The 14,298-nt window shown below is 70.1% G+C and carries 3 protein-coding genes; all 3 read left to right on the top strand.

Annotation, left to right across the window (positions count from 1 at the left end):
• The first annotated feature begins 70 nt into the window (after positions 1 to 70).
• Positions 71 to 12,742, top strand: a complete 12,672-nt coding sequence (locus AC27VN_RS15850) for a filamentous hemagglutinin family protein (RefSeq protein ID WP_490877141.1) — start codon at positions 71 to 73, stop codon at positions 12,740 to 12,742.
• Positions 12,743 to 12,827: 85 nt separating this feature from the next.
• On the top strand, positions 12,828 to 13,514 hold the full coding sequence (locus AC27VN_RS15845; RefSeq protein ID WP_490877140.1) for an RNA polymerase sigma factor: 687 nt from the start codon (positions 12,828 to 12,830) through the stop codon (positions 13,512 to 13,514).
• 176 nt (positions 13,515 to 13,690) lie between these two features.
• Positions 13,691 to 14,143: a type II secretion system major pseudopilin GspG gene (gene gspG, locus AC27VN_RS15840; protein ID WP_490877139.1), complete on the top strand. Its 453-nt coding sequence runs from the start codon at positions 13,691 to 13,693 to the stop codon at positions 14,141 to 14,143.
• Positions 14,144 to 14,298 lie beyond the last annotated feature (155 nt).

Here is a 14,298-nt window from a genome sequence, read left to right as displayed (position 1 = left end):
CCTGGCCGAGGGCGGCCTCGAGATCGACACCAACAGCCTCACCGCCGGTTGGCACAACGCCAATGCACCGGTGCAGACGCAGGTCGATGGCCGCACCAACGTCGCGATCCAGCAGACCGGCGACAAGGCGATCCTCAACTGGGAGACCTTCAACGTCGGGCGCAACACCACGGTCGATTTCAAGCAGGACCCGAGCTGGGCCGTGCTCAACAAGGTCAACGATCCGCAGGCGCGCCCTTCGCGGATCCAGGGCCAGATCAAGGCCGACGGCACGGTGCTGATCGCCAACCGCAACGGCGTGGTGTTCTCGGGCACCAGCCAGGTCGACACGCGCAACCTCGTGGCCGCCGCGGCCAGGATCACCGACGACCAGTTCCGCGGCGGCGGTGTGTACGGCAGCGATACCACCGCGAGCTTCACCGATGCGCTGGGCAAGGTCGAGGTGCAGGCCGGCGCGCAGATCAGCACACGCACGCCCCAGTCGGCCACGCAGGGCGGCGGCTACGTGATGCTGCTGGGCAGCGAGGTGCACAACGCCGGGCAGATCAGCACGCCGTCGGGCCAGACGCTGCTCGCCGCCGGCGACAGCTTCTTCATCCGCAAGGGCGTGGGCTCGACCGGCAACCAGCTCTCCACCACGCGCGGCAACGAGGTGACGCCCGCGTTCGGCCCCGACAGCCTGGCGGGCAAGGTCGTCAACAGCGGGCTGATCCAGGCGCCGCTGGGCGATGTCACGCTGACCGGGCGCGAGGTGCGCCAGGACGGCGTGGTCCTGAGCAGCACCTCGGTCAACACGCGCGGCACGGTCCACCTGAAGGCGATCGGCGATGCCGGCACGGTGACCTTGGGCGCGGGCAGCACCACGGCCATCGTGCTGGACACCGGCAATGCCACCGCGCTCGACAGCCAGCGCGCGGGCCTGATGGCGCCGGTCATCGACAGCACGGGCGACATCGTCGCGGCCGGCAACGACCGCAGGGATCTCTCGCGCATCGAGATCGGCAGCGGCGGCACGGCCGACTTCGAGGGCGGCTCGCTGACGCTGGCCACCGGCGGCCAGGTGATGGTCGATGCGAAGCGGCGCAGCCTGGTGCGCGATGGCGCGCTCATCGACGTCTCGGGCGCCATCGGCGTCAAGGTCTCGATGGAGTCCAACAACGTCAAGGTCAACATCCAGGGCAACGAACAGCGCGATGCCCCGATCAACCGGGACGGCAAGAGCCTCAACAACAACGACGTGTGGATCGACCGGCGCAGCCTGGTCTTCGTGCCCAAGGGCACCAACGGCTATGCCAGCGACCGCTGGTACACGGCCGGCGGGCTGCTCGAGGTGTCGGGCTATCTGGGCACCCAGGGCCACTCGGTGGGCGAATGGATGGCGCAGGGCGGCATCGTGCAGTTCTCGGGCAACGACGTCGTCACCCAGAGCGGCTCGCTGGTCAACCTGTCGGGCGGCACGCTCGATGTGCAGACCGGCTTTCTCAGGCAGAGCTGGCTCAAGGGTTCGGACGGCCGGCTCTACGAAGTGTCGAGGGCGCCGGGCGACCTGCTCTACAAGGGCCTGTACAAGGGCTTCGAGGACGAGCACGCGCGCTGGGGCAAGAACACCACCGACTACTTCTACAACCCGCTGATCGGCCCGCAGCGGCGATTGGAGAGCGGCTACACCGCGGGCCGCGATGCCGGCGTGCTGGTGATTGGCACGAAGAGCGCGGTGCTCGAGGGCGAGATCGCGGGCGACACCTTCCAGGGCAGCCGCCAGACGCAGGCGGCGCAGGCCGCGCTCGACGGCTACAACCAGTCGCAGCAGGCGGTGGCGCGCCGCGGCCAACTGGTGGTGGGCAGCTACGTGCCCTATTACGTCAAGAGCAGCGGCAGTTGGGTGTACGGCCTGAGCGCCAATGCCGACACGCTGCAGAACGTGGTCATCGCCGAAGAGGCGCGCAAGATCGCCGCAGGCCTGGGCCTGGACGGCGTGCTGCCCGACGACCGCGGCACGACCTTGTACCTGGACAGCGCGCAGCTCAGCGGCTTCGAGCTTGGCGGCATCAGGATCGCCGCGGGCCGGCGCATCGCGGTCGAGGGCGCGCTGCACATGGCGCCGGCCGGCGAGATCACGCTGTACGGGCCGCAGGTCGAGGTGAAGGCCGATCTCCGCAGCGCGGGCGGAACGATCCGCCTGGGCAATGTGCTTGAGCAGGTCAGCGGCAACCTTCGCATCGAAGACACCATCCTGGCGGCACCGAATGGCGTGACGGCCGGTGTCACCGTCGCGGATGGCGTCAAGGTCGACACGCAGGGCCTGTGGAGCAACCTGCTGAAGGACCCTGCGGACATCGCCGCGCTGCCGTACCGGAACGGTGGGCGCGTCTCGCTGCGCAGCACGGGCGACGTCACGCTGGCGCAGGGCTCGCTGATCGACGTGTCCTCGGGCGCGGCGATCATGAGCGATGCCAGTGTCAAGGGCGGCAAGGGCGGCGACATCACGCTGCAGGCTGGCCGTGGTGTCGCCAGCGCCGGCGCGGGCACCGAGCCCGTCGACGGGGTCCTGTCCCTGCAAGGGCAACTGCGCGCCCATGGGGTTGCAGGCGGCGGCACGCTGGATCTGCAGACGGCGCGGGTGCTGATCGGCGGCGCGCCCGATGCGCCCGCGGAACCCGGGACACTGCGCCTGGACAGCGACTTCTTCACCCAGGGCTTCTCGGCCTACAAGGTCGTGGGCGAGCACGGGACGACAGTGGCCGACGGTGCACAGGTCGAGGCGAGGATGTCGGTGTTTCGCCTCGTGGCGGGCGCCAAGGATTTGCCGACCGGCAGTCCGTCTTCCGCGGCGCTCGAGGTCTGGACACCGCCGCTGTATCAGGAGGATCCCACGGCGGGCGTGCTGACCCGGCGTGCCGGCGCCAGCCTGACCTTGCAGGCTGGAGATGCCGATACGACCGCGAGTTCGACCACGCTGCTAGTCGGCCGCGATGCGCGCGTGGCCGTCGACCCCGGGCAGTCCATCGCGCTGCGCAGCGCTGGACAACTGACCGTGGACGGCCGGCTCGATGCCTGGGGCGGTCGCATCGAGCTGGGCAGCATCTCCGCGAAATTGAACGCCGACGAGGCCAAGGGGCTGTCGGCCTGGATCGGCGAGCATGCCGTGCTCGACGTGGCCGCGCGCGCCGCCATCGCGGTGGACGTGCAGGGGCGCCGCTATGGCCTGGTGGGCGATGGCGGGCAGATCGTGATCGGTGGCGAGGTCGATCCGCGCGACGGCAGCAGCTCGGCCGTGGACCGGTTCGTGGTGCTGCGCGAAGGCGCACTGCTCGATGCCTCCGGCGCCCAGGCAATTCTCGACGTGCCGGGACAGGGCCGCGTGGCGGTGGCGAGCAATGGGGGGTCGATTTCACTCGGATCGAACCACGGCCTCTACCTCGATGGCGAAATGCGTGCGCTGGCCGGTGGTACAGGGGCGGCGGGTGGCCAGCTGTCGGTGAGCATCGCCAACTTCAATGTCGTCGCCGACACCTCTCCAGCCACGCCAGCTTTCATGCGCCAGATCCGCGAACTGGTGCTGGGCCAGGAGAAGGCGCCGGGAGCGCTGGCCGTCGGCATCGAAGCTGCTGAGGCCGCAGGCCAATTGACATACGGCCATGCACGCCTGGGCGTCGATCAGGTCAAGGCCGGCGGCTTCGATACGCTGACCCTGCACAGCGGCGGCATGATCGCCTTCGATGGCAACGTTTCCTTGACGCTGGGTCAGGCGCTGAATCTCTATGCCGGTGCGCTCGGATGGACCGACGCTGCGCCTGCGGACAGCCGGGTCCGGTTGGCGGCACCCTTCGTGCGCCTGATTTCCTCCGTGCTGCTCGAGGGCCCTTCGAACGCGCGCATCGATCGATTGGGCATGCACTATGGCGATTCGCGGCTGAACGTCTCCGGGCAACCTCTGGTGGGCAGCTTGAGCCTGGAAGCAGACCGCCTGCTCGAGGTGCGCGGTGGCAAGGGCCTCGGCAGTGGTGGGCGGCTGACGATTCCGGGCATTGCGAGTGCAGACGACCAACTGATCGACCGGCGCGGCATCGCGCAGATCGCGCTGCGCAGCGGCGGGGATCTGCGCTTCGATTCGGGCACGCTCTACGCGCCGGGGGATCTGACCCTGGCCGCGGCGCAGATCTATCCGGTCACCGGCGTCGAGGCGGCGGTCTATGCCGGTTGGCGCGGCAAGACCGCCGGCTTCGATTCCGAGCGCATCCTGACGCTGGCGCGCACCACCGACGAACTGCCCGAGCTGCCGTATTCGGTGTTCGGCAGCCTCACGCTGGGCGCGGCCGTGATCGATCAGGGCGGCGTGCTGCGCGCGCCGCTGGGCGCGCTGAATCTCGGCGTGAACAAGGGCGGCGACGCGGGCAGCATCACGCGCGCCGTGAACCTGCTCGCGGGCAGCGAGACCTCCGCCAGCGCGGCGGGCCTGGTCATGCCCTATGGCGGCACGAACGACGGCGTGGCCTGGCAGTACGCCGGCGAGCAGGTCAAGCTGCAGGGCGTGGGCACGGCCGCGGTGGGCAGCGTGCGCCTGCTGGGCGAGCACGTGGACGTGCGCGAAGGCGCCACGATCGATCTGTCGGGCGGTGGCACGCTCGCGGGCGCGGGCTTCGTGTCGGGACGCGGCGGCTCCACCGATGCGCGTTTCAATCCGCTGGTGCAGATCAACGCGAAGGGCGGCTTCACGCTGCCGGGACTCGGCAGCAATCCGGTCTACGCGATCGTGCCCGGCAAGCAGGCCGGCCAGGCCCCGATCGGTGGTGAAGCCGGCGCGGTGGACCCGCTCGTGGGCCAGCAGATCACCATCGGCGCGGGCGTGCCCGGCCTGCCCGCGGGCACCTACACGCTGATGCCCTCGACCTATGCGCTGCTGCCGGGCGCTTTCCGCGTGGAGATCAATGGCGCGGGCGGGTTGCGCGAACAGGGCGTGCCGGCCACGCCTATCGCGATGCGCAATCGCTCGTGGTCCACCGCGGGCCGCCTGTCGGTGGCGGGTACTTCCATCGGCGACAGCCTGGCCAGCCAGGTGATCCTGACACCGGCCGACGTGCTGCGCACCTACTCGCAGTACAACGAAACCTCCTATGCCGATTTCGTACGCGCCGATGCCGCGCGGCTCGGCGTGCCGCGCGCCCAGTTCGAGGCGGATGCCAAGGCCCTGCTGCTCGAACTGGCCGACCGCACGGCGAACCGGCAGGAGCTCAGCTTCCGGTTCGACGGCACGGTGCTCGGCAATCCGGCGAAGGACGGGTATGGCAGCACGCTGGCCGTGCTCGGCAGCACGATCGAGATCCTGGGTGATGGTGCCCCGGACATGGCGCACGGCGCCGCGCTGCGAGCCGCGGACCTCGGCAAGATCGACGTGAACCGGATCGCCATCGGCGGCATGCCGCTGGCGGTGTATGGCCAGGGGGGCAACCTCGTGCGCTTCAACCTCGGCGCCGCACCGGCCCGCGGCATCGTCGTGCGCAGCGGCGCGGTGCTCACGGCGCCCGAAGTGATGCTGATCACCCAAGGCAACGCGGTGGACAGCGCGCCCATCGAGATCGAGCGCGGCGCCGTCATCAGCACCTTGGGGCAAGGTGCGGCTGCCTACGACTCGGGCAACGGATTCATCTACCAGCCTGGCATCACCAGCGTGGTGGCGGTCTCCAACGGTCGCCTGCAATGGCTGGCGCCGGGAAAAACCGACAACGGGTCGCCGGGCCCCATCCGCGTCGGCGTCTGTGCGTCGGGCGACTGCACGGGAACGACCCGCCTGTATTCGGAAGGCAGCATCGCCTTCGCCACCGACAACGAATTCGAACTCGACAGCGCGGTGCGCTACGGCACGCGCCATCTGAGCCTCGCGGTCGGCGCCTTCAATGTCGGCAGCGCCGAATCGCTGGCCGCCGCGAGCGCGCGCGGTGCGCTGGCGCCAGGCCTCGCGCTCAACCAGCAGGTGATGGACCGCCTGCTGCAGGGCGACACCGAGGCCGGCGCGCCGGCGCTGGAGACGCTGGAACTGATCGCGGGCGGTTCGCTGAACTTCCTCGGCTCCGTGAGCCTGTCCACGCTGGACGCGAACGGCAAGTCGCGGCTGGACAACCTGATGCTGACCACGCCGGCCATCTATGGCTACGGCGGCGCTGGCGACACGGCCCGGATCCAGACCGGCCACCTGATCTGGAACGGCGCGGCCGGACAGCCCGGCGCGGTGGTGGCCGATGGCGCCGGCACGGGAAGCGGCAGCCTGGACCTGCAGGCCGAGCGCATCAGCTTCGGCTATGGCCCCTATGGCCAGCCCGACGGCATCAGCGCGCTCGACCGCCAGGTGCTGGGCTTCGCCAACGTCAATCTCGCGGCCAGCGAGCGCATCACCGCGAACAACAAGGGCACGTTGGCGGTCTACCAGCGGCAGGGCGAGTACGTGGCCGGCAAGGGCTACCAGTACAGCGGCGGGAACCTGAACATCGTCACGCCGCTGTTTACCGGCGAGGCGGGCTCGGTCAACCGCATCAAGGCGGGCGGAGCGATCTCCGTCGCCGCGCCGGCCGCGGGCGCCGCCGATGCGGCACCGATCCAGGCGCTGGGCGCCGAGCTGTCGCTGACGGCCGGCGGCGCGTTGAACCTCGACACCACCGTGGCGCTGCCCAGCGGCAAGCTCACGCTCACCGCCGAGACCGACCTCGTGCTGGGCCCGCGGGCGCGCCTCGACCTGGCGGGACGCAGCATCGCCTTCTTCGACGACCCGGCCGCCACCCAGTACAGCTGGGGCGGCGATGCCACGCTGGAAAGCCGCCGCGGCAACATCCGCCAGGCCGCGGAGTCGGTCATCGATCTCTCGGCCCGTAACAACCAGGCAGGCCGCCTGACCGCCATCGCACTGGACGAGGCCGCGGGCCTGGTCGACCTGCAGGGCCGCATCCTCGGCGGCGCGAGCGGCCGCTACAACGCGGGCGGCACCCTGGTGCCCTACCTGGCCGGCGGCATCGAACTGCGGGCCCAGCGCCTGGGCGGCGCCGGCAGCCTGGACCAGCAGTTCGCGGCGCTGAACCAGCGGCTGAACCTCGGCGAGGTGTTCGGACTGCGCAGCTTCCAGCTCAAGCAGGGCAGCCTGACCATCGGCAACGAGCTCAAGGCCAGCCAGGTCGAGGTCTCGGTGGACAACGGCCATCTCACGGTGGCGGGCACGGTCGATGCCAGCGGCGAGCGCGTCGGCAGCATCCGCCTGGCCGCGAAGCAGGGCCTGACATTGGCGGGCAGCGCCGTGCTCGACGCGCACGGCACGCAGCTGCGGCTGGACAGCCATGGTCAGATCATCGACAGCCCGAACCGGGCCATGGTCGAGCTCAATTCGGGCGACGGCCTGCTGACCTTGGCTGAAGGCGCGCGCATCGATCTGCGCCACGGCACCGACGATGCGCGGGTGAAGGCGCGTCCGGCGCTGTACGACGGCCGCGAGCGCGGCACGCTGGACCTGTATGCGCCGCGCATCGATGGCGCGGGCGGCGCGGGCACGAGCGCAGCGGCCACCTATGGCGATATCGCGATCGACGCGAGCGGCCGGCTCGACATTCGGGGCGCGCGGTCGATCGCGGTCAATGCGGTGCAGCGCTATGCCGACGCCGAGTACGGCCAAGTCAAGGGCCCGAACGGCCAGCCCGTGCTCGATGCCAACGGCAGGCCGGTGCTCGACCTGTCCGCCGATGGCCGGCCCTACCAGGTGATCGACCAGGACTACCTGAACCGCAAGCACGGCGACAGCACGGCATTCATCGACAAGGCCCTGGCCAATGCCGACCTGCTGAACCGCAAGCTCGCGGGATTGAACAACGCCAGCTATCGCGACGCCTTCCATCTGCGGCCGGCCGTGGAGATCGTGAGTGCCACGCCCGATGGCGCGATGGTCGTCAGCGGCGATATCGACCTGTCGGGCTACCGCTATGCCAGCCTCAACCCGCACGTGCAAAAGACCGGCGTCTATGGCTCGGGCGAGCCGGGCGCGCTCGCGATCCGCGCGGGCGGCAATCTCTCCATCTACGGCAGCATCAACGACGGCTTCGCGCCGCCGCCCGATACGCCCGACGACAAGGGCTGGGTGCTGACCCCGGGCGTGCAGGCCTTCGGCGGCGACGTGGTGGTGCCGGGGCCGGGCGTCACGCTCGCGGAAGGCACGCGCTTCGTGGGCGGCAAGGTGCTCAATTACGACCTGCCGATCCAGGACCTGATGCTGCCTGCCGGCACCGTCGTGCCGGTGTCGGCGACGCTCAACGAGGCCCTGGCATTGCCGGCCGGCACCGTGCTGCGCGCCACGGTGCGCGATGCCGCGGGCAATGTGCTGTACCCCGCCGGCACGGTGTTGCGGCAGGGCGTGACCCTGCCCGCCGGCGCGCGCCTGGATGCCGGCAGCGTGCTGCCGGCGCAGGCCGCGTTGAAGGCGATGATCTGGCCGCGCGGCGTGCCGCTGCCGGGTTGGGCGGTGCTGCTGGCCGGCAACCTGGCCTTGCCGACGGGGGCACTGATTCCGTCGATGACCGACGTGAAGCTGCCGGGCGATGCACTGTCGGTGCCGTTGCGCACGGTGACCGATGGCCGCATGGGTCGCAACTGGGCGGTGGGGGCCATGCTGCCCGAAGGCTCGCTGTCGTGGTCGCTGCGCCTCGTGGCCGGTGCCGACACCGCCGCGGCCGATACCCGGACCGTGCAGCCGTGGACCGAGGCCAGCCTGGTGCTGGCCGATACGCATTACAGCCTGTACGAGCAGCGCCAGAAGACGCTGGTTCCGGGTCAGCCGGGCACGCCGGCGCAGCCGGGGGGAAAGTGGTACTGGGACGCGCTGGGTGCGGAGGTGTATGGCTTCGAACCCAACACGCCGGTTCCTGCCGATCTGGAGTCGGCCTGCATGGACGCCGGCATCTGCGTGCGAGTCCGCTACATATGGGACGCATTGGGCGCGGAGGTCTACGGCTTCAAGCCTGGCACGCCCGTTTCGGACGATCTGCAGTCGGCCTGCATGGATCCGGGCATCTGCATCTCGCTCGGCGAGGCGACGCCCGAGATTCCCGGCACACCGGACAAATGGGTTCCCGGCGGGGTGATCAAGGTTCATCAGCTGGCACAGAACTTCAGCGTGCTTCGCACCGGGACCGGCGACCTGGACCTGATCGCTGGCGGCGATGTCTCCACGCACTCGCTCTACGGCATCTACACGGCGGGCACGTCCACGGCCTCTCGCGCCGGAGGCGAGGCTGGTGCCTTCGACCGGGCGCGCGGCAAGGCGGCCGACGGCACCTACCTCGGCACCAAGAACTCGGCCGTGCCGCCCGAGGGCCTGCCTTCGGCGGGTTCGATCTACGAATCGCTGGTCGACGGCGAGACGAACAGCACCTATGCGGCCTGGTATCCCGATGGCGGCGGCAACCTGCTGCTGCGCGCGGGAGGCGATCTGAGGGGCGACCTGCTCGCGCGCTATGAACCGCGTTCTGCCGGCCAGGAGTTGCGCCCCCAACGCAGCAGCGCCGACATCGGCAATTGGCTGTGGCGCCAGGCCAGCGGCGGCACGGCCGGCGTGGACCCGATCGCCACGGCCTGGTGGATCAATTTCGGGACCTATGTGCCTGGATCCGCTGCGATGAACACGGACGTCGGGTTGCACTTCACGGATGTTCCGGAGGTGATCGCGATCCCGGAACTGGTCGGCTTCACCGGCATCGGTACCCTGGGAGGCGGCAACCTGAACATCGAGGTGGGCGGCAATGCCGGCCTGACCTCGCGTCGCGGCGGCGATGCCGGTGCGAGGCCGCGCAGCGAAGGCCTGGCACTGGCCGTGGGGAGCACCGGGCGGGTGACCGCCGACGGCCGCCTGATGCTCACGGGAGGGGGCGATCTGAAACTGCGCATCGGCGGCAACCTGAATGCCGGATTGCAGGCACGTGCCTCGAACCCCGCTGGCGATCCCAACGCATCTCCCGATCTCTACCGCACACAGGACCTGAACCTCAATGGCGTGCTGGCCAACCTGCGCGGTGCCGTGCAGATGCAGGCCGGCGAGCTGGGAGGCATCGCGCTGACGTACTACCGCAGCGGCCCTTCCGACGCCGATGCCCGCGAGGTTCGCGCCTACGATCCCTACACGGCCACGCTCGGCACCGCGACGGGCGGGCTCGTGTTGAAGCTGGGCGACGCCACCGCGACGCTGGACACCCGCGGCGACCTGGTCGTGGCGGGCAGCGGCGATCCGGGACGCGCGCCGCTGCCGTACCTGTTGCCCTATACCTTCGATGGCACGCGCTACGAATCGGGCGGCCAAGGCTGGTTCTCGCTGTGGACCAACAACACCGCCATCAACCTGATGTCCGGCGGGGGGGATCTCACGCCCGTGACGCCAGTGGTGAAGGCTGCCGAAGGCACGCCGCGGCGCGACTTCGACGCGACGGACGGCCGGCTGGTCTACCCATCGCAGCTCAATGCAGTGGCTGCCTCGGGCAGCTTGTTCCTGCGAGGCGATTCGACGCTGGGCCAATCGCTCCTGCTCGCGCCCTCGACGAACGCTGAACTCCGCCTTCTGGCGGGAGACTCCATCTATGCCGGCGGCTATGTCGTGAGTCTGTCCGGGGCCGGCACGGATGCATTGCCGACACCGTTGAGGCCTGCCTTCATCGCCTTCCAACCGGCGAATGGAAATCCGACGCCGACCCTGCAAACAGACAACCTGTCAGGGGATGGCGTGTTCCCGGCACTTGACGGGGGGGGGAGATATCCGTTGTTCGTCTTCGGCCCCGACACGGCAGCAACTGCCATTCGCACAACGATCGCACCGGCGCGACTGTATGCACGAGACGGCGACATCCTCGGCCTCGAGAGTGGCGGAACCCTGGCGTTCACGGGCGGGGGACGGACCGGACAGACGTGGTACGAGGGTTCAGGTCCGGTCTGGATGCGTGCCGGGCGCGACATCGTCCGCTCCGGGTCCGTGCTCGGGCAAGCACCGCCGTTTCTTTCGGACGACTTGTCGTTGACCTCTTCGGGTTCCGGCTCCGGCACCCGAACCGGCAACCTCTTCGTCCACAACGACCCCACCGACGTCTCCATCGTCCAGGCCGGCCGCGACATCCTCTACAGCAGCTTCGACGTCGCCGGCCCCGGCACGCTCGAGATCAGCGCGGGCCGCAACATCCTGATGGCGGGGCAGGTCGGACAGACCCTGCAAGGGGTGCCCGTGTACGGCGAAACCGCCGTGCGCAGCATCGGCCCGGTGGTGCCCGGCGACGCGCGGCCCGGCGCGGGCATCGTGATGCAGGCCGGCCTGGGCAGCCAGGGGGCCGACTACACCGGCTTCCTGCGGCGCTACCTCGACCCCGCGAACCTCGCGGACAGCGGCGCCTCGCTGGCCAGCCAGCCGGGCAAGGTGCCCTACGTCTACAGTGGCAGGCTGAGCCTGGCCGACTGGCTGCGCGCGGTGCATGGCTTCACGGGCGAGGACAAGGACGCGCCGGCCTTCCTCGACCAGCTGCAGGCCCGCCGCGACGCCGACAGCAGCCTGTCCAAGCGCATCCTGCGCAACGACTACCGCGCGGCGAGCCAGCTGCACCTGGTGAACTGGCTGGAGGACCGCTACGGCTACGACGGCTCGGAAGACGCCCTGACGGTCTTCAACCGGCTCTCGCCCGAGCAGCAGCGCGTCTATGCGCGCGGCGTGTACTTCGCCGAGCTCAAGGCCGGCGGCCGCGAATACAACGAGGCCGGCAACGCCCGCGAGGGCAGCTACCTGCGCGGGCGCAACGCGATCGCCGCGCTGTTCCCCACGGCCGATGCGCAGGCGCGGCCCATCGTCTACCAGGGCGGCATCACGATGTACGGCGCGGCCGGGGTCAACACCCTGTTCGGCGGCGACATCGAGACGCTGACGCCGGGCGGCAGCCAGATCTTCGGTGTCGAGGGCCAGGCGCCGGTGGCACTGCCGGGTGTCGTGCCGGGACTCGTGACGCAGGGCGCGGGCAACATCCATCTCTATGCGCTCGACGACATCCTGCTCGGCCAGAGCCGGATCATGACCACCTTCGGCGGCAGCATCCTCGCCTGGTCGGCCGAGGGCGACATCAACGCGGGCCGCGGCTCGAAGACCACGGTGGTCTACACGCCGCCCAAGCGCGAGTACGACACGTGGGGCAACGTGACGCTGTCCTCCGACGTGCCGAGCACGGGCGCGGGCATCGCGACGCTGGCGCCGATCGCGGAAGTGCCGGCCGGCGACATCGACCTGATCGCGCCGCTGGGCACCATCGACGCGGGCGAAGCCGGCATCCGGGTCTCGGGCGACGTCAACATCGCGGCGCTGCACGTGGTGAACGCCGACAACATCGTGAGCCAGGGCAAGTCGACCGGCATCCCGGTGGTCGCGGCGGTCAACGTCGCCGCGCTGACCAATGCCAGCGCGGCGGCCTCCACCGCGGTCGCGGCCGCGCAGGACGCGATGCAGCGCGAGCGCGCCATGGCGCGGCAGAACCTGCCGTCGGTGTTCACGGTGCGCGTGCTGGGCTTCGGCAACGAGCCGGCCGAAGAGGGCAAGCAGGCACCGCCGCCACCGCGTGCCGGCCTGCAGGGCAAGGCACCGATCCCCTACGACCCGCGCAGCTTCGTGCAGATCGCGGCGCACGGCGATGCCTTCGACCCGGCCGTGATGTCGAAGCTGACCGAGGCCGAGCAGCGCGAGCTGCGCCGAGGCAAGTAGCAGTCGGTCGCCCATGCCGTGCCGCGCGCCCCCGTGCGCGGCACGGCGCGAGCGATCCCACGAGACCCTGGATGCGGAGGTTCCCATGTTGGACATGAGTCCCTGGCTGTGCCTGGAGTCGCCGGAGGCCGGCGGCCATACGGACCGCGAGGCGCACGAGGACGCGGGCAGCGCGTTGCGCGAGTTCCTGGTCGCGAACTACGGCCGGCTGCACCGGCGCCTGCTGCGCCATCTCGGCGATGCCGACCTGGCCAGCGACAGCCTGCACGACGCCTGGCTGCGGCTCGGCGACATGGCCGCGCCGGCGGTGCAGAACCCCGAGGCCTACGTCTACCGCACGGCCTGCAACGTGGCGGTGGACTGCCTGCGCCGCAACCGTCCGCAGCCGCATGTGGAGGATGGCGAGGCGCTGTTCGAGTTCCTGGTCGATCGGTCGCCGGGCCCGGAGTCGATCGCCGAGGCGCGCTCGGACGTGCACGCGGTCGACCGCGCCATGCAGCACCTGCCGCGCCGCCATCGCGCCGTGCTGGTCGCGTTGCGGCTCGAGGAGAAGACGCGCCAGGAAGTCGCGGACCGGCACCAGATCTCGCTGCGCAGCGTCGACACGGCGCTGCGCCAGGCGCTCGCGCACTGCGCGCAGGCCACGGGCCAGACGGTGCATGCGGGGATCGAACTGCGCGCGACCACCGCGCCGGCGCCGCGAAAAACACGCCGGCAGGCCGGCCCGAATTCCGCCGCGGCGCAGCCGGTCGCGCGGCACTGCCGCGCCTGAGCGGCGAATGTGACGTCTTCGCTCGACATGTTCGAGATGAAAGGGCACCGGGGTAGAGCAAAACGACTCATGCGGTGCGCCAGGGCGCGCGAATCCTCCCGAGTTCTTTCCATCAGCCTGACACGCGGCCCCGCCATGATTTCCTGCTGCAAACGGTAGCGACTGGAGCGAACGACATGGCCGCAGGGATTCTCGGACGGACGCATCTGCGCCAAGCGCCGCAGCAGGGATTCACGCTCATCGAGCTGATGGTGGTGCTGGTGATCATGGGCGTGCTCGCGGCGCTGATCGTGCCGAACCTCATGAACCGACCGGACCAGGCACGCGCCATCGCGGCGCGCCAGGACGTGGGCGCGATCATGCAGGCGCTCAAGTTGTACCGGCTCGACAACGGCGAGTACCCCAGCGCCTCCCAGGGCATCCGCGCGCTGGTGGAGAAGCCGAGCTCGGGCAAGATCCCGGCCAACTGGCGCAACTACCTGGAGCGCCTTCCCAGCGATCCCTGGGGCAAGCCCTACCAGTACCTGAACCCCGGCACCAACGGCGAGATCGACGTGTTCTCGCTCGGTGCCGATGGCGAGCCGGGTGGAGAGAAAGCCAACGCCGACATCGGTTCCTGGCAACTCTAGGGCCCGGACATGGATGGCGTCCGGGAGCGGCCCGCGGGCCTGCGAAGGCAGGCTCGCGAAAGACAAGCGTGCGCCCGGCCGGCGCATGGGCAGCGCGGCATGGCCGTCGTTGCCGCGCTGCTCGTCGTCGCGGTGATCGCGGTGCTGGCGGGCGC

The organism is Variovorax sp. 20P10.2.4 (genome assembly GCF_058244205.1).
The sequence above is the reverse complement of the archived record's forward strand: the minus strand, read 5'-3'. Positions and strand labels throughout refer to the sequence as shown.

Bases quoted from the DNA above. Each gene is read 5' to 3' on its own strand.
- gspG (WP_490877139.1), top strand. From the start codon at position 13,691: ATGGCCGCAGGGATTCTCGGACGGACGCATCTGCGCCAAGCGCCGCAG.
- AC27VN_RS15845 (WP_490877140.1), top strand. From the start codon at position 12,828: ATGTTGGACATGAGTCCCTGGCTGTGCCTGGAGTCGCCGGAGGCCGGC.